17 protein-coding genes are annotated in these 23,225 nt (G+C 46.2%); 14 read left to right on the top strand and 3 right to left on the bottom strand.

The genetic code is table 11. The features are described from left to right. Window positions 1–5 precede the first annotated feature (5 nt). The 7 genes from MKY85_RS22950 (at window position 6) to MKY85_RS22920 (ending at window position 12,404) form a co-directional block, all read left to right on the top strand. Window positions 6–3,584, top strand: a complete 3,579-nt coding sequence (locus MKY85_RS22950; RefSeq protein WP_342570849.1) for a DUF5704 domain-containing protein — start codon at window positions 6–8, stop codon at window positions 3,582–3,584. A gap of 169 nt (window positions 3,585–3,753) precedes the next feature. Next, window positions 3,754–5,802, top strand: a complete 2,049-nt coding sequence (gene pulA / locus MKY85_RS22945; protein ID WP_342570848.1) for a type I pullulanase — start codon at window positions 3,754–3,756, stop codon at window positions 5,800–5,802. Between the two features lie 484 nt (window positions 5,803–6,286). Continuing rightward, window positions 6,287–9,163: a type I pullulanase gene (pulA, locus tag MKY85_RS22940; RefSeq protein ID WP_342570847.1), complete on the top strand. Its 2,877-nt coding sequence runs from the start codon at window positions 6,287–6,289 to the stop codon at window positions 9,161–9,163. Window positions 9,164–9,442: 279 nt separating this feature from the next. After that, entirely contained in the window at window positions 9,443–10,075 is a 633-nt protein-coding gene (locus MKY85_RS22935; RefSeq protein WP_339236868.1) for a 50S ribosomal protein L25, read from the top strand. 157 nt (window positions 10,076–10,232) lie between these two features. Further along, window positions 10,233–10,757 (top strand): hypothetical protein, encoded by a 525-nt coding sequence (locus MKY85_RS22930; RefSeq protein WP_339236866.1) that lies wholly within the window; start codon window positions 10,233–10,235, stop codon window positions 10,755–10,757. A 272-nt stretch (window positions 10,758–11,029) separates the two neighbouring features. Further along, entirely contained in the window at window positions 11,030–12,001 is a 972-nt protein-coding gene (locus MKY85_RS22925; RefSeq protein WP_339236864.1) for a WYL domain-containing protein, read from the top strand. A 40-nt stretch (window positions 12,002–12,041) separates the two neighbouring features. Further along, on the top strand, window positions 12,042–12,404 hold the full coding sequence (locus MKY85_RS22920; RefSeq protein ID WP_339236862.1) for an HIRAN domain-containing protein: 363 nt from the start codon (window positions 12,042–12,044) through the stop codon (window positions 12,402–12,404). 52 nt (window positions 12,405–12,456) lie between these two features. Here the strand turns inward: MKY85_RS22920 and MKY85_RS22915 are convergent, their stop codons facing one another. Continuing rightward, window positions 12,457–13,560, bottom strand: coding sequence for a glycosyltransferase family 4 protein (locus MKY85_RS22915; RefSeq protein ID WP_342570846.1), 1,104 nt, complete (start codon window positions 13,558–13,560; stop codon window positions 12,457–12,459). A gap of 215 nt (window positions 13,561–13,775) precedes the next feature. Between MKY85_RS22915 and MKY85_RS22910 the strand changes: the two genes are divergently transcribed. From MKY85_RS22910 to msrA, 6 genes are all read left to right on the top strand, one after another. After that, on the top strand, window positions 13,776–14,087 hold the full coding sequence (locus MKY85_RS22910; RefSeq protein ID WP_342570845.1) for a DUF3817 domain-containing protein: 312 nt from the start codon (window positions 13,776–13,778) through the stop codon (window positions 14,085–14,087). A gap of 277 nt (window positions 14,088–14,364) precedes the next feature. Next, on the top strand, window positions 14,365–15,183 hold the full coding sequence (locus MKY85_RS22905) for a TerC family protein (protein ID WP_339256909.1): 819 nt from the start codon (window positions 14,365–14,367) through the stop codon (window positions 15,181–15,183). 504 nt (window positions 15,184–15,687) lie between these two features. Further along, complete coding sequence (locus tag MKY85_RS22900; protein ID WP_342570844.1) at window positions 15,688–17,151, top strand: RtcB family protein; 1,464 nt, start codon at window positions 15,688–15,690, stop codon at window positions 17,149–17,151. Further along, window positions 17,151–18,455, top strand: coding sequence for an AAA family ATPase (locus MKY85_RS22895; protein ID WP_342570843.1), 1,305 nt, complete (start codon window positions 17,151–17,153; stop codon window positions 18,453–18,455). The genes MKY85_RS22900 and MKY85_RS22895 overlap by 1 nt, the downstream gene beginning before the upstream one ends. Before the next feature lie 307 nt (window positions 18,456–18,762). Further along, a complete protein-coding gene (locus MKY85_RS22890; protein WP_315938471.1) occupies window positions 18,763–19,020 on the top strand; it encodes a GlsB/YeaQ/YmgE family stress response membrane protein in 258 nt (85 codons plus the stop codon). Between the two features lie 197 nt (window positions 19,021–19,217). Continuing rightward, a complete protein-coding gene (gene msrA / locus MKY85_RS22885; RefSeq protein WP_339236845.1) occupies window positions 19,218–19,733 on the top strand; it encodes a peptide-methionine (S)-S-oxide reductase MsrA in 516 nt (171 codons plus the stop codon). A gap of 89 nt (window positions 19,734–19,822) precedes the next feature. Here the strand turns inward: msrA and MKY85_RS22880 are convergent, their stop codons facing one another. Then, a complete protein-coding gene (locus MKY85_RS22880) occupies window positions 19,823–20,635 on the bottom strand; it encodes a putative RNA methyltransferase (RefSeq protein ID WP_339261500.1) in 813 nt (270 codons plus the stop codon). Window positions 20,636–20,988: 353 nt separating this feature from the next. Beyond that, window positions 20,989–22,257 carry a hypothetical protein gene (locus tag MKY85_RS22875; RefSeq protein WP_342570842.1) on the bottom strand — a complete coding sequence of 423 codons (1,269 nt, stop codon included), beginning with the start codon at window positions 22,255–22,257 and terminating at the stop codon, window positions 20,989–20,991. 262 nt (window positions 22,258–22,519) lie between these two features. On the opposite strand from MKY85_RS22875, the gene MKY85_RS22870 reads away from it, so the two are divergent. Further along, window positions 22,520–23,116, top strand: a complete 597-nt coding sequence (locus tag MKY85_RS22870) for a restriction endonuclease (RefSeq protein WP_342570841.1) — start codon at window positions 22,520–22,522, stop codon at window positions 23,114–23,116. Window positions 23,117–23,225 lie beyond the last annotated feature (109 nt).

The raw sequence follows: 23,225 nt of genomic DNA, 5'->3' as shown, positions 1-23,225 counted from the left end.
TACTAATGATGATACCAGTCTATTACTGCATTTCTGATACTCCTAAAGCTAATGCCTTAGAAGAACAATATGGTCCCAAATCCATGAAAGGGCCAGCAGTAACAGTTGATGCAAACCCAACTCAAGGAACACCGGGAGTTTACTGGTATCAACTTGATTCAGGAGAATTTAGGGCAGAATATCAAGGCACACACAAAGATGTGGATAACGGAGGAACTGACTATGATGCATACCCTGTGAAAACAGAAATTCCTGATAATGTTGATATGAGTAAATGGCCGCCACTAAGTTGGAAGCCATATAGAGGAATAGGAATTGATAAGGAAATGGTAACTGATATTAAGCTAAAGAACGATCCTGATGGCGTAAAATATCAGCAGGTAAATAGTTATGAAGGAATAGGTAGTCCAAGAGTTACAAGTGAAAAAAATGCGGATCTTAGAACATATACTGGCAAAGGGTTTGAGTTCTTTGAAAGAGAACCTTATGGGACTAGGCCAGGTAATAAACCCAAATATAAGATGGTATACCACACCCCTGTTAGCATCTTCTGGGAAGGTAAGATTCACGAAGAGAAAGAAATCGATGTAACTCCAGATAAAACTCTTACCCTAGGTCAAACCCAGCAGATGGAAGCCTTGGTGAAGACTAAGGGCTATGGTGCGACAGCCTTTGGTGAGGGCATCGACGTGTCACGAAGAGAAGCGGAGATCAAATGGTTTTCTTCTGACGAGTCGATTGCAAGTATAGAGTTGAAAACCGGAATGTTGAAAGCCGAAAGTCCGGGCACAGTCACTGTGCGTGCGATCTGGAACAATGGTACATATCTGATCTCGGATACTGCGACCATAACAGTCACGTCGGAGCCAGGACTCGTTGTGAATCTGCCGAATGCTTGTAAAGCCAATACGATAGCTCTACAGGCAGAAGCCGTTCTAACCAAACCGGATCGCACTGTTCATAAACTGACGGCTCATCCCAAACTGACGTGGCAGAGTTCGAATCCAACTGTGGCAACGATCGGCGCAGACGGCAAAATTACAACAAAAGGGATCGTGGGTAGCACTACCATTAAAGCCCATTTTCTCGATTCTGCCCAACAACTGGATGAACAAGGGACTCAGGTACTTGAGGTGAAGGACTGCACGGATAATGGAGGAGATCCTGTGAATGCTTGCCCTGTGACCATCAGCCCACCTAGTAGAGGAACGGTTATTGAAGCATCGGTTATGGACCCGTCTGTTCGAGGTGTGTTGAAGGCGGACGATCGGGGATCTGAGAAGTTCGATGTTACCCGTGGTATTCCGACCTCGGAAGATCTCTATGCCAATGTCTTGGCCAAGGAATATCTGTTTCAGCACCGTTGGGTTAACATGACAGGAACGGTGACTTACAAGGTTCCTGTGAAAAGGGTTTATCATAAAACCTGGACGATTCCGGGAAGAGCTTCTAGTGGTGAGGGGGATCCAGGAACACCTCCTGAGCCCAGAGAACTTGACGTCCCTGGAGATAAAATCATGCAAGTAACAAGGACATATAGCTATTGGCAGATCGATAATCTGGAGGTATACAAGTTAAATGAGGCAAAGGTATCTAACTATGCGCTAGGTGGTTATGGTGACACCGTGACCCTGACGCCCAATGCATATACTCCACCGACTTTGCAATCGGCTATGGATACTGTGGTTAACACTCATGTGAAACCTGCGCCATGTCAAGAAATTGATCTTGGCATCCAAGGGGTTCCAGGTGGTTCCGATGAACCGCCTACGCCAGATGAAACGTCATTGTTTCAATCTGAAGCTGAAGCGAAGGTTAGAGAGAACACGGTCAATAACGACAAGGTAACCTTTAATGGGGCGACGATTATGGACCCCGCTCCAGTAGCAAAATCAGCTCGGCAACCGGGAACGATCCCCCAGCCGGGCATGATTGGGGATCTTGTTCTATACCAGAACCGACTGACGATCAAGAACACATTGGTGAACAAAGCCAACCAGCCGACCACTGGTGAAATTTCTTACGATTTGCTCCCTGGCAATGTTAACGGTGGGCAGGATCAGAAGTTCCCCATTCTGGGCATCAACTCGGTGACAGTGCATACTCCAGTTGTGAACTATGCCTGGGTATCCGATGATCAGCCGCATAACCAGAAGACTACGCCTGATCCGACCAGAGCTGCACTTATTCTAGAGCGTCCATTTGTTGTACGAATTCCAACTTCAGGTCAACATTTGGATATAGGGAGTTACCCTGGTTATGGAAACCATGATTATGCAAAATATTTTCGGATCAAACAGGTTCGTTTCCCATTCGATGTTTATAATGAAGCCAGAAGCCAGTTCATCCCGGCCATGACTTGGGTGGATATTCCGGTAAATCAATTAGATACCCCTTTTTATCTCCCTGTATGGGTAGATGAAGGGAACTATCAGATAGAGTTTCGTAATATTGCCGAAAATGCACCTGCAAACTTTACAGAACAACAGGATGCCAACACAAATCTGACCCATCATGTTGCAGCAGATACCGTTGCTGTAGAGGTTATCGGACGATTGTATGATTTTCACATCACGGATATTTCAGACTACAACTGGGAGAATGTGTTCCGCAAGCGGATGGGCAGCCCCGAACCAACGGGTGTGAGCTACTGGATCGGTGGAAATAGTATCGACGGAGATCCCCGAGGTAATTTGGCTCCTTATGTCCTGCCTATTCGTCCCGGCAGTCATCCGGTACAAGGCTTCCGAAATGCAGCGGTGAAGACGGGTTACCATTTCAAGTTTGATCTGAAGACCAAAGGTAATATGTTTGGGAAACAGGATGGTATCCGAATCACGCCAACGTTCTTTTTTGTGAGCAAAGATGGCACCACCCGGCAAGAAGTGGATTTATACTACCATCGGGGACAGGAACGACTTATTCGTATCGGATCGGCACAGGATTTAGAGAAACGCTTTGTTGTGCTGAACTCACGGTTGCGGAATGTACCCGGTACGGAGTTGGGGGATACGGCGCGCTACCAGTATACCTATGAACTGTCGGAGGAAGAACGTATTCAAGGGTCACTCGCCGAACATATGGTTCGTTTCGTGGATCAGACCTCTCATTATAAAACGTGGGTAGGTCGGTATAACTGGATGATTCTCCCTTCACAGATCCGCACACTTATTGGCCCAAAAACAGATATTCCCGCCAGTGTTAATGTGGATCGGGCGAATGCAGCGATTCAGCGCTGGTATGGGGAGTATAGCTTGCCAGCCGATGTATATGCAGCGCCCAAAGGAACCGATCTCGAATCCCTTGCCAGACAAAACCAGTTGGATGACAAGTCAAAGGTATTTCTGAGGGACGGTTACATTGTAGTGAACTTCAACATCGAAACGTTGCGCAGTGGCAATACGAATGCACCCCATCTGCAATATATTCATGCACCGTTGATGAATCAATGGCAAATGGAAGGTTTCGATTACAGCCCGGTAGATAGTCAGGGGAGAAGCTGGCCGATGCAAGATGGGGACGTGGTTTGGTACCACGCCGATCAATCCAGCCGTAATGATTTCCAATCCCAGGTACCGCATTAGAGAGAGGTTATCGATCCATTAAGAAGGCAGACGTTATGTGAATCTACATGACGTTTGTCTTCTTTTGTGTAATTGGGATTATGGTTGGGCAGCAGAACGGGTATAAAGGGTAAGGAGCGCTCGTTCTATCCATATTCATAATTTTCTCAACGAGAGGGGAACAACACATATGATTGAAGAGGATAAGCAGGAACTATTGATTTCAGATGATACATACAGAGGAAGAGATTTAGGTGTCACCTTAGAAGCACAAGCCTGTCGCTTCAAAGTCTGGTCACCGTTAGCCGTTCAGATGGAACTACTTCTGTACCCGCCTTTGACAGGAGGGAACCCTGAGGAAGAGCCCAATCAACGGAAACAGCAGGCGATACCTATGCAAAAGAAAGAACAAGGCACATGGTTTCTGGAACTGGAGGGCGATTTAAGCGGCTACCGTTACATGTACAAGCCTACTTTCGAAGATGGACATTCGACCAATGCTGTAGATCCTTACGCACGAGCCGTGACCATGAATGGAGAAATGGGTGTAATTGTCAGACTGGAGCAGACACATCCGAACGGATGGAGTGAGGATATACGCCCCGAATTGACCAGTCCTGTAGATGCAGTCCTGTACGAACTGCATGTCCGTGATTTCTCCATTCACCCTTCGTCGGGAATAACGAATAAAGGCAAGTACTTGGCTTTTACCGAGACAGATCTGCGTGATTCGAAGGGCAACACACTAGGGATCGATCATTTGGTTGAACTCGGGATTACCCATGTGCATTTGCTACCCGTATTTGATTTTGCGACGGTGGATGAATCCAGAGTAGATGGTGATACGACGGATGCCTCCAACTATAACTGGGGATATGACCCGCTCCATTATAATGTGCCGGAAGGTTCCTATGCATCACGTGCAGACGACCCGGAGACACGAATTCGTGAGTTCAAATCCATGGTGCTTGCCCTTCATAACAAGGGAATAGGTGTCATTATGGATGTGGTGTATAATCATACGTTTGATACGGAAGGCAGCTCTTTTGAAAAACTTGTACCAGGGTACTACTATCGTGAAAACGCCGATGGGACCTATAGCAATGGTTCAGGTACGGGTAATGAGGTGGCTACTGAACGCGCCATGGTTCGCAAGTTTATCATCGACTCGGTCCGCTACTGGGCAGAGGAGTACCATGTGGACGGTTTTCGCTTTGATCTGATGGGCCTGATCGACACCACTACGATGAAACAGCTTGCAGCGGAATTGCATACCGAAGTGTCACCTTCTATATTGTTATATGGTGAACCATGGGGCGCACTGGATTCGCCTCTTGGGGATGATATGACCCTAAAAGGAACGCAACGCGGGGCGGGTTTTGCTGTGTTTAACGATAATTTCCGCGGCGTGATCAAGGGAGACAGCGATGGAGTGGGTACGGGATTTGCGACGGGGGCGGACGGGAAAGAAGACGAATTGTGGATTGGCGTCCGGGGAGCCGTTCAGGATTTTACGGATGGTCCATCCGAGACGATCAATTATGTAACGGTGCATGATAATCTCAACCTGTGGGACAAAGTCGCACGTACACAAGGACTCCACGATACCTTGAATTTCCTCACCTATGACGAGGATGGGTGTATTCGCGGTTGCGAAAGTGTGGAAGAGGCTGTAGAGAAGGCTGAGCCTTACCTGCAGATTGATCCGGAACACATTCTGGAGAATGAGACCGTTAGGCGTTGTTTGCTTGCCAACGGTATTGTTCTAACCTCCCAGGGTGTACCCTTGATCGCCGCTGGAGATGAGCTGCTTCGCAGCAAATATGGGGATGCCAACAGCCACCAGAGTGGAGACGCAGTCAACGCCATACATTGGGAGCAAAAGCAGCTGTTCAAGCCAGTGTTTGACTATTACCGTGGGCTGATTCTTCTTCGGCGAGAGCATCCCGTATTTCGGCTTCGTACACGGGAAGAGATCGAGAAGCATGTTCGTCTAATCGAAAAAGATAATGGGCTACTGGCGTATGGACTGAACGGTACAGCAGCCAGCGATCCTTGGGAACGTATTGTCGTCATCTATAACTCGGCAAAGGAAAACCGAGGCCTCTCTGTTCCCGCAGGGACATGGAATGTAATTGTTGAGAAAGGACAAGCCGGCGTTGATACGATACGTACCGTACAGGACGGACAGGTAAATGTGTACGGGCTATCCATAACGGTGATGTATTCCAATTCCTAATCGACCTTAATCTCCAAGCAAGAGAATGTAGTGTGCTAGTAAAAGGGAGCGTGCTTAAATAAGGACATGTTCAATTGTCCTGTAGATCGGGTGAAAAATGAAAATGAGTCGTCCTTCCAATCGGAAGGGCGATTTTTTGTCGAGTTAAAGAGCGATGGCTCGACCATAAACAGGAGTTTGTTATACTCGGAAATACTAAAACATCCGCCAGTTCAATGCGTAGCTAAGTATAGATTTGTTTGGAAAGCAGATGACATCCTGTAATTTATTCTTGTATTTTTCAAACTTTTTTTGTCAGGACAGGTACATATGCTGTCAATCTATAGCACTTGTTTTCATATCCTATATTTTGAAAGCGATTGCTAATTGAATACACAAATTGAACCGATATGATGAGTACAGACAACCCCGGGTTGACAAATCCCGTCCCGCTCCGTAACATCGGGACAACACGAAAACAATGGATATAAAGGCGGTGGGAACGATGCCGGAATGGACTTCTTTTCGTTACGAAGGCAACGATCTTGGCTTAACATATACTCGTGCTGCAAGTACTTTTAAATTGTGGGCACCTACGGCACAACAGGTTGATATATTGATTTTTGAAGATGAAGGGCATTACAACGAGGAAGGTAAGGTGCAAGAGCATAAGGGTGAAAGGGAACATTCCTTGACACGTGATGCGGATGGAATATGGACTTTAGAGCTTACAGGCGATTGGGCAGGTTATTATTATATGTACCGTATCACTCATAATGATCAGCGGATTGAAGTCGTTGTTGATCCTTACGCGAGAGCGGTAACGGCCAATGGGCAACGAACGGCTATTATAGATCCTGACACCACCAATCCGGTCGATTGGGAACTGGATGTCAAACCTGCTTTTCTGCGTCCTGTCGATGCCGTGTTATATGAGTTGCATGTCCGTGATTTCTCCTCAGACCCACATGCCGATATTCCGTATAAGGGAAAATATCTGGCATTCACAGCATCCGGTCTGACGGATAGAGCAGGCAATAGCATTGGTGTAGACCATCTTGCCGAACTGGGAGTCACTCATGTACATCTTCTGCCTGTGGCGGATTATCAGACGGTGAATGAACTCGCTACAGCTGACGTTGGTTCCAATGTCCGAGCACCATACAACTGGGGATATGATCCGCAACATTATAACGTTCCCGAAGGTTCCTACGCTACCGACCCTCGTGATCCGGCAGTTCGAATTCGGGAGCTCAAATCACTCGTACAATCTCTGCACCGACAAGGTATTCGTGTTGTACTTGATGTTGTCTATAATCATACGTACAGCGTGGAAGAGGGACCGTTTGAACGGATCGTACCCGGCTATTATTACCGTTATCGGGAGGATGGCACCCTCAGTGATGGTTCCGGTGTAGGCAATGAACTGGCGACTGAGCGTCCAATGGTGCGAAAATATATTGTGGATTCTCTCCGATATTGGGCAGAAGAATATCATGTGGATGGATTTCGATTTGACCTTATGGCTCTAATAGATACGGAAACGATGAATGAATTGACACGCGAATTGCGGGAACAGATCGATCCGGCATTTCTGATCTATGGGGAACCTTGGACGGGTGGAGATTCGCCTTTGGACCGCAAAACATTAAAAGGAACCCAGCGAGGTCAGGGATTTGCAGTATTTAATGATCATTTTCGCAGCGCAATCAAGGGGGATAGTGATGGAAGTGGCAGAGGGTTTGTCACGGGTGCCGGAGGACAGGAATATGAGATTCTCAGAGGATTAGCCGGGGCACTGGATGATTTCACATCTTCACCTGTGGAAGTTGTCAATTATGTAACTGCCCACGACAACCTCAATCTGTGGGATAAAATTGCAACAACCATGAACCTAAGACATGAATTAGGATTTCCCGTATGGAAGGACGGACAGCCCGTGGGTGGTGGAAGTGCTGAGTCCGCTGTAAAAGCAGCAGATCCTTATCGGTATGTGGATGCAGATAATGTTTTGGATGATGAGATGGTTCGACGCTCGTTACTGTCTTCCGGCATTCTGCTGACTTCTCAAGGCATTCCGTTCCTGCATTCAGGGGATGAGTTGCTCAGGTCCAAAGCCGGTGATCATAACAGTTATCGGAGCGGGGATGCGGTGAACGCCATCACATGGGCCAACAAATCACGGTTCAGACCGGTGTTTGACTACTATCGTGGTCTTATTCACCTGCGTCGCACACATCCCGCTTTTCGTATGATTGATGCTGAACAGGTACGAAATCACCTTCGTGTAATTCGTGCGGATGGCAATGTAGTTGCCTTTATCCTTCAGGATGGTGCGAATCAGGACACCTGGAATCAGATAATGGTCATTTATAACGGAACGGAACATGAACAGCATGTGGACCTGGGAGAAGGGGACTGGCATGTCGTAGTCAATGCTCATCAGGCAGGTACAGATCGGATTGAGACTGTTCGTGGTACTGTGCAGATAGAACGATGGTCATTGATGGTACTGTATGACACAGAGCGTGCTGGAGGCGCTGAGCCGTCAACAGTGGAGATTAGTTTTCCTCGCCAGGTATATAGTCCGAAGGAGACCACGCAACTGCGAGCAATCGTACGGGACAGCATTGGCAATGTGGTAGAAAAAGCCCCGGTTACCTGGACTTCTTCAGATCCGGATATTATTCAGATCCAGCCTGATGGAACAATCCATGCACTGGAACGAGGGGAAGCTTCGATTACAGTCCACTGTGGGGACATAACGGCAAGTTGTATGTTACAAGTGGATTACCGTCATGCTGAACGAATCGAAATTGTGGGCGAACCCGTCATGTACATGACCCGCATCAGTCGCTTCCGTGCCTTGGTCCTTGATCAATTTGGTCAGCCACTTCAGGATTCGCATATACGCTGGAGCTCTTCTCATCCAGAATTTGCAGCGGTGAGTGCAGCAGGAATCGTCCGTGCGATAACATCTGGAGTAACCCGTATTATTGCTGAAGCTGGAGGAATAAGGGCATCTCTTGCCGTGACGATTCATAAACAGATTTCGCGAACCGTCACGCTTCGATATGAACGGGATGACCAGCATTATGAAGGTTGGGATGTCTGGGTGTGGGGCACAGGTATGGAAGACGGAGCAGTAAGGTTGGAACAAGTCGGTAATGCCGCAGAAGCCCGCTTCCGCGTTGCTCCGGGTCTGCATCACCTGGGATTGATCATCCGATTGAACGAATGGGAAGCCAAAGATACGTGCGGAGACCGTTACGTGGACATTGTACCTGAAGATGGGGACGTGCACATTATTGTCCGTAGCGGGTCAGACGAGATGCAGATCATTCGCGAAAGCGAAAAAACGGAAGATCGTGATAGCGCATAGTTTCTTTATTTATAACTTTGAACGTAGTTCGTCAAACCCTTGCTAAACCAGCAGTTGGAAGAGATTCCGACTGCTTTTTTGGTCTGAATATACGGAGAATAGCTTAGCCGAAAATAAAGAATTGTCCTGTTTCGTGTTTGAGATCCTCTATCATTGGGGTAAATATAGATATGGCCCACGATTCGGCCAACGAAAAAAAGACCATTATGGTCTATAGCGAAGCTTTAACGCTTTCCAACAAATATAATGTAGTGATCCCTTGAAGGAGGATGTTCAATCATGAAATCCAACGGAAAAATGGCTCAACTTACAGCAACGCCAAGAACGGAAAAGAAAGGTGCAGCACTGCGCTTGTTAAGACAAGGCGGACGAGTTCCTGCAGTCGTTTACGGCCCGGGACTTGAAGGTGCTTCAATACATGTAGATGAAAAAGAGATGCTGAAAGTGGCACGCACAGGCCGCTCCGAAATGTTCAACCTGAATGTTGAGGGTGGTAAAACGATTCCTGTACTGATCAAGGATCAGCAAGAGCGTAATGGACGTTTGCTGCATGTAGACTTTTTGCAGATTTCCAAGAACAAGCCAATCAGCGTAAGTGTATCGATCGACTTCCAGGGTACAGCAGCCGGTTCAAAAGCGGGTGGTGTATTCCAGACACAGGAGACACAGCTGGAGGTAGAAGGATTGCCTGCGGATCTGCCAACGTCCATTGAAGTTGATGTTAGCGGATTGGATATTGGTGATCGCTTGACTGCAGCGGACGTCAAACTGGATAAAGGTTTGACACTCGTAACATCTCCTGAATCAATCATTGCGTCCGTCATGCCGCCACAAGCGGCTGAGGAAGAGCCAACAGCTTCTGCTGATGAAGCCGCTGAACCAGCAGCTGAAGAAAAAGCTGAAGAAGAATAAGCCAAGCTTGGTGATCTCATCAGACCCCATGCTTAGCCGAAGCCCAGTCCCCGGACTGGGCTTTTTATATTTCCCGGATGAGAAGTTATGATAGTCGCATGAAGGAAAAGAATGTACTACAATACATGTTAAAGGGCAAGAAAGTAGGTATATTTCAATGTTTGATCCAACGGTGTATGACAATCTGAAAGTAGGGTTTGAGAATTATCTCTATGATATGGATAACCTGGATGAACGTATTCAGATTACGGGGCGTAAAGATCGGCTGGAGATGGCAGTGATGTCCAGAGAGTTCACAATACAGTTCTGTCTCAGGGATCGTCCGGAAGTAACAGGAGAAGTCATATTAAGCAGTTCCCTTGAGGAACTTGCAGCAGAGATATTGGAGAAGCCTGGAGCGCATCCGGGTTGCCGATTGGAACTGCGGTTTGGTATGGATGTGAAGGAGACCGAGACACAGTGCTCGGCTATTCGTTCATTATTGCAGATGGGCTGGCCTGACCAGCGGATGTGCCTGAACATCCGCTATATCTTTGATGAAGAGCCAATCACATACAACGTCATGGCTCATGTATACTTTGACCGTAGTGTGAATGAAGACCAGATGGGAGATATTCCTGAACTATGTGAGCATATGGTGAATGTGATGAATCAATTATTAGAGTTGTTGCATAACCAATAATTCCAAGAAAGCCTTGTCTCTTTGGTGAGATTAGGCTTTTTTTTTGCATTTTTTTAAAAGCTTGTGTAGGCTTTCAGGCTTAGGTTTAAGGTCATTGGGGTTAATGTTTTACGCAAGCAAGTAAGAGAATGTATATTAAAAGGGGGTAAGAGTGCAATTGGACTATACTGAAATGGTGAAATTGCGAAAAATAATATTGGGACTAAAGATTTAGTTCTGTACTAAAGGAACTAGTTTTCCTTGCCGATAAAATATCGAAGGGGAGAAACTACATGACAGAGAAATTAATTCGTCTGCTGCGTATACTTCAGGCTATACAAGCAAATCCTGGAATTTCGGCCAAAGAGTTGGCGCTGAAATGCGGTACGACTGTACGCACGATATATCGTGATCTCCGGATTTTGGACAGGGTTGCCCCGATTATGAACGAAGGATATGGCAAAGGTTACCGATTTATTGGTGAGTTTGCCATGTATCCATTAGATTTTACTGAACAGGAGGCAATGGTCTTCTCCATGCTTCCGTCCGTAGTTGATACCTCCAAGTTACCTGCTGAGTTCGATTCGGCTTTTGACAAGGTCATGTCGGCTCATACCAAATTAAAATCAAGAAACAGTGACATTGTAGAGAATATTGCGGGAATTATTCGTATGGGCACGCCAGCTTATCGTGAGGAAGGAAAAGACCCTAATCTGCTGATTCCCATCATCGAAGCTATTCTAAGCCAGCAAACTATTCGTACTCAATATCATACGCTGACAAGAAATGAGATTACAGTTCGCGATATCGATCCTTATTATCTCATTCCGCGTGATCAACGTTTTTATCTGATCGGCTACTGTCATTTGCTGCAAAAAGTTCGATTGTTCCGAATTAGCCGTTTTTTGGATGTAACACGAACCAATGCCGGTTTCGACAAGGGTGACTTCAACATAACACAGTATATGAAGAACACATGGTCTATTGACCGTGGAGACGAGCATATCCATTTCAAGGTAAGATTCTCTGAGAAAATAGCCCCCTACATAAAAGAAGAAGAGATGTTTGTTCGCCCGCGAATGACGAATATGTCGGATGGGGGATTGTTATTTGAAGTGACACTGAATAGCAGCCGAGAATTTTTGAAATGGTTGTATCAATTTGGACCCGAGGCAGAGGTACTTGAACCACGGGAGTTTCGTAGAGAGATACGCAGGCAACTTGTCGAGTGGTTGGAACATTATGAGACTGATGTATCTTTGTGAATTTTAATTATGGACAAATACAAGAGAAGGAGCAGGTCGTATGAGCACTAAATTATTCGCAGCTATGTATGGGATGGACCACTATCATGGAGTACAGGTTTTACATGTGGGGGATACCGTGTATCTCGTCAAAGATCCAGACAATCGATTGGATCAACAAGCAATTAAGGTCGTTATTCCACCGATTGGAGCGGTAGGCTATATCGTTAATGATCCGCTTGTCGTACCTCATGGATGTTGGACCGGGAAGGCATTCTACGATGTATTTCATCAACTAACGTGTGCCAAAGTACGATTCATGATGAGAGATATGGTTATTATGGAGTTAATTGAGATGAGTCACATTCCTGTTCCACAGATGGATTCTTTGATTGCGGGATGGCAATTTCGTGAAAAAGCTTGATCATCTTAAAGAGCAGGTTTACATGGGGCAAAAGCTCATAACAGAAGAAGGCTCATTGACGGATGAGCCTGGTATAGGTGGCTTCCAGATGCATGGCTGTTCTGGCCCAACTGAAATGTGCCTTTGCGCTGTCTCGGCCAGCCTTCCCTAACATCTCGGCAAACGTGGGGTTGCTTGCAAGTTTGTACAGGCAGGAGGTGAAACGTTGGGGACGCTTATAATCAGTGACAAGGTATCCATTAATACCTGATTCAATAATCTCACGAATGCCTCCGTTATCAGAAGCAATGACAGGTAATCCTGAAGCCATGGCCTCAACATTGACCAGACCAAAAGCTTCATGTTCTTGGGAGGGACACACCAGACAATCGACGGCCCGATACAACTGATCGATATGCTCATGGTTTATCTGGCCACGAAAGGATACATGCACTTTTTGTTTATGGGCAAGTTCGCGAAGTTTACGCATGTAATGCGGAGGGCCTTTGCCTGCAACGACCAGTTGGACAGGCATCTGTCGCTGAAGGAGGGCAGTCGCACGAATTAATACGTCTACGCCTTTTCCAGGGATGAGCCTGCCGACATACAAAATAGAGAATGGTTTAGTCACTCCAAATTGTGTACGCAGTTGAATCTGTTCTTCGCTGGATTCAGCAGGCCTGAAGCGGCTTAGATCCGCACCCAATGGAACCACACTCATCCGGCGTTTTACCAACGGAAATCTGCGGCCTAGCCTTTGTCGCAGGGATCGGCTGTTAACGGCAATCCAATCCGCTTTTTTCATCAATGTGAGTCTGGAAGTTCCGGGCTGAGCAAAGGTTAACGAGTGAAGATAGAGTACAACGGGAGTGCGTGGAAAAGCTTGTTTGATGTTCGCCATACTTCGTGGCCTGTTGTCCACTTGAATTACATCGTAGGGTTGTTTGGATAACTGACGTATGACGGCTTTGGTGTATCTGACAGGACTCGATGCAGGGACACGTTGAATGGTGATGCCATCGATCTGTTCTGTGGCAGAGAGACCTTCCATTTGACGAGTTATGATAGTCACCTGATGGCGGTGTGCAAGTTCGCGGGCAATCCCCAATATACAGATTTCCACGGAACCATTACCGGGCAAAGGTAATTTCTCGGGTGCAACCATAGCAATTTTCATTAACTGGCTCCTCCTTGTCCGACATGGGTAACAATCTTCGTCGTATATCTTATGAGAAGCTGAGGTATTTGGCTCCTGCAAAAAGGCAGGGGAACACCCATATAAGCGTGCAGGAATAATCTGCTGCGTGGAATGAAGCGGAGATTTTCAGCTTTTGTGATATACTGTACGGGAACAATTGAATTCGTTACATGTATAAAAGCAGGAGGAAAATAATGTTACATTCTATGCTGGGACGCTTCCGGCTGATGTTGTGGTTGCAGGGAATTTCGTATGTATTGTTACTGTTTGTTGCTTTTCCGTTGAGAGATGCCGGAGTTATGCCGCAGGCTGTCACTTGGTTTGGAAATTTGTACGGTTTTTTATTTTTAATGTACTTGTTATTTATGGTGAGCATGTACACCTCACAGAAGTGGCGTCTGCGTCGTCCAATTGCCCTCTTCTTCATTTCTTTCATTCCACTGGGGAATATGATTTACGATATTGTCGTATTCCGTAAGCTGTACCGTCAACGAAATAAAGCTTGACTTTATTTAAGATTATGAAATATGATGAATACAGGTTTAACAACCCGTTCCAACTAAAACTACATATTCCTGTTAAAGGGGAGTAGCTTTTACAGTAAAGTCGTCAATTCGGGATCGTATCCCCGGCTTTATTGGCAGCAAATTTGTTGTTAGCGAGACCTTTACCAAGTTTTCATGCTCGGTAAAGGTCTCTTTTTGTGGATATAAAAGGACCTTACCAGCGATGGTAAAGGTCCTTTTTTTTGTACATCATAAGGATATTAAGGAGGAGTCAACGTTGGAAGTTTCATTATTATTGGAATATGGGTGGGTGTTGGCTGTCTTAGTAGTTCTAGAAGGATTACTTGCAGCAGATAATGCATTGGTACTCGCAATTATGGTTAAGCATCTACCTGAAGAGAAGCGCAAAAAAGCGTTGTTCTATGGTCTGATGGGCGCATTTGTTTTCCGTTTAGGTTCATTGTTCCTGATCTCTTTCCTCGTCGATGTTTGGCAAGTACAAGCGATCGGTGCCCTGTATCTTCTATACATTTCGATTAACCACATTGTTAAAAAGATACTGGGTAATCGCAATAAAACAGATGAAGCTGCTGATTCGACGCCAAAGAAACCGAAAAAACAATCTGGTTTCTGGATGACCGTATTCAAAGTCGAAGTAGCCGATATCGCATTTGCAGTCGATTCCATTCTGGCTGCAGTTGCCTTGGCTGTAGCGTTGCCACCAAGTGGATTGCCTGCAATCGGGGGACTTGACGGAGGACAGTTTATCGTTATTTTCCTCGGTGGATTCATCGGGCTTGTAATTATGCGTTTTGCAGCCTCATATTTTGTGAAGTTGCTTCATTCCCGCCCAGGGCTTGAAGTTGCGGCTTTTGTGATCGTAGGTTGGGTAGGGGTTAAACTGGCAGTTATTACACTTGCACACCCTTCATTGGGGGTTCTGGATGAGCATTTCCCGGAAAATAAAATTTGGAAATTCGGATTCTATATTGTACTGATCACCATTGCGGTATGTGGTTGGTTCCTGTCTTCCAAAGTTCCTGAAAAAGAAGACGAAAATCCGGTTGATGAGTTGGAAAAACAAGCAGGTCTGTAATAATCATGTTACGCTAACAACATCATTATTATTAAGAAAAGAGGGGACTGTCCTAGGACAGTCCCCTCTTATGGTTTATACATAAAGTCTGCACCATGGACCTATTTCCAAGAAAAGGGTTGACACATGAATTTCAGTCCCTTTATTATAAGACTTAACATTAACGAAGGGAGGCCGAGAGACATGATGCTTGGTTATGATCTGAATCTAACAGGGCGCAAGGTGGATACAACTGCATATCAGGCTCATCGTCTCATTGGCCTCATACGGTCGACATAGGGGATAGGCATATCGTTTAGCGGGTTTTATAATCGATATGCGTTCTTCGCTTATATCATAGCGATGGATAACAGACACACAAGCATATTTAAGCTGTTCTGTTCTCCGTTATTGTCATTCAGTAGAAGTCATGGGCGACTAGCCTATGGCTTTTTTTAGTTTTATTTTATAGATGAATCAGCAAACCGAATTTGCTGAACGTACAGGAAGGAATAATACACTTTTATGAATACAGACTTTAATTTATTTAATGATCCAAATGAAAACGCAGGTGGCTATCGCCATGAAGTGAAATTGCCCGCGGGCGACCTAACCGTATATGCAGCACAACAACTCTTTTCCTCGCTCGATTACAAGGTATTCGAGATGGCGAACAATAATCTGCAGATTCCGGGAATCTCTTATATGAGTTACACACCTGACGTGCATGTCGGTGTAGGTACATGCATTGGAACAACAGCCGTCTGGGATGCGCAGAGCGGATACGTTTCTCCCTCCATCGTTGGCAGTGACATTGGCTGTGGCATGCGAGTGCACATGACGAACTTGCACAAGGACGAATTGAAAGACATCGAGCTTCGCCGTAAACTTGTCAAAGCCATAGAGAAAGTATTGCCAATGGAGGCGAACCAGCGAGGTCATTACTCGGATATAAGACTGGAGCACATTGTTCGTAAAGGGCTGCATGGTTTACCCAAAAAATATATCCCTGACAGCTATACACCGAAAAAATCAACCTCGATAACTCATGTGGAAAGCAGCAAATTCAGTTACGATGAGGATGTGTTAAATCACATTCCTGATATGACGTGGCATCGTTCGCATCGTCAGCTCGGTACACTGGGCGGAGGGAACCATTTTGCCGAGATTCAGGCGATTGAGATCGCCGAAGAGAATCGTGGAATCGCCGAAGCTTGGGGATTGTACGATGGACAGATCGTGGTCATGATTCATTCCGGCTCTCGTGCATGGGGCGGATATGTCAGTCAGACGAGTTCTTCTGCGATTGCGAAAGTCATGCAGCGTCTTAACCTGGGCACATCTGATCCAAGACTGGTATTTGCGCCGCTGGAGCATGCAGAAGGTCGTCATTATGTGAACATGATGTATTCTGCATTGAATTACGCTGTTGTCAATCGTCACCTGATTGCGTATGCTATTCGCGAAGCATTCCGGGAAGTGTTTGGCCCCAAATGTGAATTTCGTACGTTATACGACCTGATGCACAACTACGCCTGGGAGGAATCCCATGCAGACCAAGACTCCGTTTTTGTACATCGAAAAGGAGCGACACGTGCGTTGCCGGCGGGTCACCCGGACAATCCCAAGCCTTATCTGGCAACTGGACATCCGGCGCTTATTCCCGGTTCGATGGGAACTGCTTCATATATCATGGTCGGTCAGCCACAGGGCGCTGATAATTATTATTCCATATGTCACGGCGCGGGTCGCATACGTTCACGAACAGCAACGAAACGATTGGTTACTGTAGAGGATTTTGCTACGGCACTTGGCGTCGGCACAGAAGATGAGATCGTGGTAAACCAGCGCTCACTTGAATCCATTATTGATGAATCACCACAGGCTTATAAAAATGTAGACGAAATCATAGACAGTGTAACCGGCGCAGGCTTGGCTCAAGTTGTAGCCAAATGCAAACCGCTTGCCGCGGTAAAGGGAGCGAAATAATGACAATACACGAACAACAAGTAGATCCTACCCGGGCAATCTATAGCTACGATGAACAACATGATACCCGAATTCGAGTGGAAGGGTACGCCATCTATTCAAGGCTGATTCGTGGCATCAGCGAGGCGCTACATCAGCGATATGGGATTGAATACAAACTGTATGCCAGTTCTGACCCGAACAATGAATATTGGGAGTTACTCCGGGAAGACTTGCAAAATGGAAGTACCGAAGTGGAATTGGTAGCCCGCATTTTCGAGGATCTGGAGCTTCAGACGTTGCATTACGATGATGATGGTGATGTGCCCACGTATGGTGTGCACTACTCCATCCGCAACAACGTATTTGCCTATCCAAAATGGGGCGTTGCACTTGTGCGGGTTCCATTTTTCCGAGAGAACGGGATCTATAGCGAAGACTTTGTATTTGCTGTCGGGGATGATCAGATGAAGCAGTTTCTGGGAAGTGTCCGGGAACGGGAACGTCAGCAAAATATGAAAAAAGTGACGGTGTATACCGATGCCCGCAATGGCAGCGACCGTCATGTCGAATCGATTACTCGCTCCGTGGGAAGAGAGGATGTTGTTCTCTCTGCAAAGATTAAACAGGATATTTTCCGCTCGCTGGATCAGTTCTTCGAAGCGGATCGTTCCTTTTACAGAGATTACGATATCCCATACAAACGGGGCATTCTATTGTATGGACACCCCGGAAACGGTAAGACCACATTGGTGAAATCCATTGCAGGAAGTATCCCGGGACCGGCTGCGTATTGGCAGATAACGGAGTATACCAACAGTGAATCGGTGCGTGAAGTGTTCGAGGCTGCCAAGCGACTTGCACCGATGGTACTGATCATTGAGGACATCGATTCGATGCCGGATGAAGTTCGTTCCTTTTTCCTGAATACATTGGATGGAGCTACGTCGAAAGAAGGCATTTTCCTGATCGGGACAACGAATTATCCTGAGAAAATCGATCCTGGCCTTATGAACCGTGCTGGACGGTTTGACCGGGCTTACGAAATTCCGTTGCCAGATGAAGCACTGCGCCTGCAATATTTACGCCAACGTGGCTTCACCGTATTCGCGGGTGAAGAGGGCACGGTAGAAGCAGCTCGTCTGACCGACACGTTTTCTCTTGCGCAGCTAGGTGAGTTGTATGTGAGCGCTGCGCTGGAATGGCATCAGAATGGACAGACCGACATTGTAAAAGTCATTCAGTCGATGCGTGGCGAGCTGGATAAGAGTCACAAACATACGTGGCTGGCGCAGCCAGGTAAGGGCCGTGCAGGCTTTTATTGATCAGATCTAACCCATCAATCCTATAATATGACGCAAATTTATAAATAATCCTACCTCAATTGGTGATACTAACCTTGTCTGCTCTAACATACAATGACTTTCGGGAGGTACATAACGCAGCCCTGAGCTGGTGAGATGCCGGAAAGTGACGTGATCTGTTTCATACTGGGCCACAGCCTATTTTGCAGAGAAGAATGCATGGGACAAACGGTAATATGCAAAAATTTTTATGCCAATTGTTTAAATGCTTCTGTAGCGGTTAATAGTAGACAGACAACAACAAAAACTTTAATTAGAGGTGAATGATATGGGTTGGTTATGGTCATTAATTATCGGTGGTATCATTGGTTGGTTGGCAGGTTTGATCGTTGGTCGTGACATTCCAGGTGGTGTTATCGGTAACATCGTTGCGGGTTTCATCGGTGGATGGTTAGGTGGAGTAATCTTGGGTGATATGGGTCCTGAGATGGGCGGATTCTACATTGTACCTGCATTGATTGGTGCGATCGTTCTTGTAGCCATCGTAAGCTTGATCTTCCGTTCGATGGGACGTAGTCGCGGGTAACTCATTCAAGATCAGTTCTTGAATAAGTTGTTGCTACATTGCATTACCTAATGAATAAAATAAATTACCAATGAAGAGGTTGATTGAGAGCCATAACGATGGCTTTCAATCAACCTCTTGTTGTTTTAGAATATAAGAAGGTATGCGTAATGGCTATCTATATTCATACGTAGTTTAGATAAGAGGGGATGAACGGAATGGAAAAAGCTACATTCGCCGGCGGATGTTTCTGGTGTATGGTTACACCGTTCGAAGAACAACCGGGCATTCATGGGATTATATCGGGTTATACTGGCGGTCACGTCGAGAATCCAACATATGAGCAGGTCAAAACCGGGGAGACCGGTCATGTCGAAGTGGTTGAGATTACATTTGATCCGGAAGTATTCCTTTATGAACGACTGCTAGAGCTATACTGGCCTCAGATTGACCCGACAGATGACGGAGGACAGTTCCAGGATCGGGGGACACAGTATCGTACGGCAATCTTTGTGCATAATGAACGTCAACGTGAGCTTGCTGAACAGTCTAAACAGGAACTGGCAGCCAGCGGACGATTCACTCAACCGATTGTTACGGAAATTCGGGATGCCGTCGTGTTCTATCCGGCTGAAGACTATCATCAGGATTACCACAAGAAAAACGAGAAGCATTATAAGGAAGACCGTGCGTTATCCGGACGGGACGAATTTATCGACCAGAACTGGAAATAATGCATCAGATCACATGAAAAGCCGGGCGAGTTCCAGTTGGAACTCGCCCGGCTTTTTGGCTGTATGGAGGCTGAAATCAGCCATAACGGTTATCTGATTGTTCCCACCAGTATTTCTACGTCAATGGTAATCTTCGACAAGGAAGTTTGAATGCTCACCAGGGATGATCCCGACCGATGCCAGGAAAGTGGTGTCATATGAACGAGTGAATCCAGCATGTTTGCGGTGACGGGCAGCGTGTAGGTCAGCGGAATGCTGGCGATGAGATGATGATGTTTGCGGAATCGGTCCAGCGTAAGTTCCCGGCCGTCTGCTCGATCAGGTCGATTCAGGAACAGCATTTCTCTTAGTTCAATTAAATATCGTTCACGGGGGATGACTTTGATGATCCATCCCCCATCTTTCAGAATTCGTCCAAACTCTCCATAATTGGAAGGAGAGAATATATTCAGGATGATGTCCAGCTGACCTTCTGCAAACGGACTGCATGCCAGATCGCCGACAAACCAAATTTGCTGGTTGTAGGCAGAGGAAGCCATGGCAATGCCTTCTTTGGCAATGTCGATGCCCCAGCCAACGGCTGGAGTATCCTGCGTAATCTGCTGCAGAAATGTTCCCTCTCCTGTGCCGGCATCCAGAATATGCACGGGATAGCTGATGTCAACCGAATAACGTGAGATCCACCTGCGTAGTACTTCGGTCAAAGGAGCATAAATCCCGGTTTCCGATAAGATATTCCTTTTGGCAGTAAATAAACGTTTGTCATAGTTGCCCTTGAAAAAACGTGTCATGAAATTGATATAGCCTTGTCTTGCAAAATCAAAGCTATGCCTGGACACACATTGAATGCTCCCTGAGTTAATGGTTGCCATAGGGCTATGACAGATGGGACAGTTCAACATATGGTTGTATGGATTAATAAGCGCAGCGCTACGTTCTCTGCGATGGACTGACATGGAATAACACCCCATTCATTCAGATTTGGATAACTGAAGAAAAGGGCATAACAAATAAACCTCTGCACGAAATTCAAAAAAAGAGGTTTATGGCTATGCCCCAAGTTATCTATATCGAATGAACTGAATTATCATAGGAAGGTTAAGCTCCTTTTGCCTATCAAGATTAGGGTGAAGCAAGAGAACGTTACTAGTATAACAGGATGAGAAGAAATGACAAGTAAGGGGAGCCAGGCGAATTTGAAATAAAAGAGCGCCCTGTCAACCGTTTAGACGGTCATACAGAAGCGCTCCGTTCATTATTTTGCAGCAGCCTTTAATACATATTTGGACAATGTCTCATCGTTCATCGAATAGATGACATCATCGACATAGGTAGAGACACCTTCTAATGAAGGAACGGAGGCACTGGTCGTGTAGATATGCACGTCTTCCAGTGTCTGCGGATCAAGAATGTATCCTGTTTTGGCAAAATCAAGCTGGTACTGACCATCCTGTGTCTGGTCAACATGCATTAATGCAGGCTGTGCGTCCTTGAATGTACGCTCAGTCACTTTGCCTTTCATCGTATACAGTTCCAGCTTCTGCCCTGTAAGGACCGTATAGCCGTTGCCAGCCGTTTGGATGTAGGCATCACCGGCAATAGCACGTCCCCATGCAAGCTTGCCGTCGGTGCCAAAGCCCATCAGTCGGTTACCCGTATTCTCGAAATTGGCACGCATAATAATGGAACCATCGTCCAGAATGGCCAGCGATTCACCGCCGCCATCTCCCAGTGTATTGGCATTGGCAGGGAATTGGTAGAAGGACAGACGATTCAACGTACGATCATAGATCTCCACCTTGGGATTCGCAGCTTGCTGCCAGAAGTTGCCTACCTTGGTTTGTTTGCTGGCATCCACTACAATTCGACCATGATCAGCCTTGAGCACGCTGCCGTTAATGGTCTTTTCGGTAATTAATTTGCCCTTTTTGTCATATAACGAGATGGCTGAGCGAACGGAACCATTTGACTGCACGCCCTGACTTGAAGCAACCATCAGCGTATCGTTATCCAATAGGGATATGTTTGCAGGTGAGTTCACGGATTTGATCCAGTTGGTCTTACCAGATGTATTGAATGAGTACAATTTTTTGGTTTTGTCCGAATATTCCATATACACATAAGCTGTACCGTTGCTGGCATATACCGAATCGGAGTATGTGGTGTAAGGACCGCTTTTCTCATGGAATATCGTATTCCACTTCAATTGCCCAGTTGTAGCATCGAATGCTTGGAGAGAGTCCAGTTGCCAGTCGAGTGTAGTTTTGCTGCTTGTTTTTGTTACGGGCTGGGAGGCATGTACATATACAAGATTTTTGGATGGCACGGCATGGATTGCCTTGATCAGGACATCTTTTTCGGTATTGGCCTCAGATAACATCAGGGAAGATGACGTCCACGCTGGTTTGGGCATGGATTCGGTTGAGGCAGCAGCGTAACTTGTTGTATTCATGGTGAAGAGGAGCATGCCGCTAAAAATGAGGGCAGCCCATGTTTTGGACTTGTGTTTGGTCAATGTATGCAAGTGATAAACCACCTTTCTTCTTCGGTTCAAAAGAGAACCGATTGTTGAATTTTACCATTGAAGTGAAGTGCAATTCAACCGAACACACTGTAACCTTTTATCATGGATTTGTCGAAATAACTATGTTTGGAGAAGTGTGAGGGTTACAGGGAATTCATCTTCTTTCGATCAAGGTGGAAGTCTGATATATTTAGTGCGGTGATAAGCCATATCTGATTAAGACGTTGGATAGAACATAGGGAAAAGAACAAGGAGAAGAGCTATGAACTGGAGTGAAAATGTGACCCTATGGGTCATCGGAATTATTGTCATATTACTACTGCTGGCCTGGATTATTCGGCGTATTATCGGGCGCGGTCAGCGGATACGAAGTGAAGCCAATCCCAGGAAGATTACGATAAAGGACATCGACAAGATGGAGGATGGTTCGGAATTTGAATTATATCTTTATCATCTATTCGAAGAACTCGGGTACGATGAGGTTTATAAAACGACGAGCAGCCGGGATTTCGGTGCGGATCTTGTATTTGTGGATCGACTCGGCCGGCGGAGTGTTATACAAGCGAAGCGATACGGTGCGAATCATCCGGTAGGATTAAGCGCAGTGCAGGAGATCTATACATCCATGCGTTATTATGAAGCTGACCGGTCGATTGTATTAACGTCCGCTCGTTACACGGAAGCTTGCCGGACGCTTGCGGCAGTCAATGGAGTGAAGTTGCTGGACCGGGAAGACCTGATGGAATTAATCCTTTTATTCAAGGCGAGAAGAGTGGAGGAAGCATTGGAACTGATCGAAGAAGATGATCATGAACCAATCGAAACGTGGCAGTCTCGGCGAAAGCGGCAATCCCGCTAAGTACACGGTGGAAGCCTTCTTAAAATATGTATATGCCCATTCCAGCAGGAAGCACCTTCACTTGCGTAGCTGCACATGATATATTGAGTGTATATCAACCAAAGGAGTG

Origin of the sequence: Paenibacillus sp. FSL R5-0749 (assembly GCF_038595085.1) — a bacterium.
Taxonomy (GTDB): Bacteria; Bacillota; Bacilli; order Paenibacillales; family Paenibacillaceae; genus Paenibacillus.
This window is presented reverse-complemented; position numbering and strand designations above follow the sequence as displayed.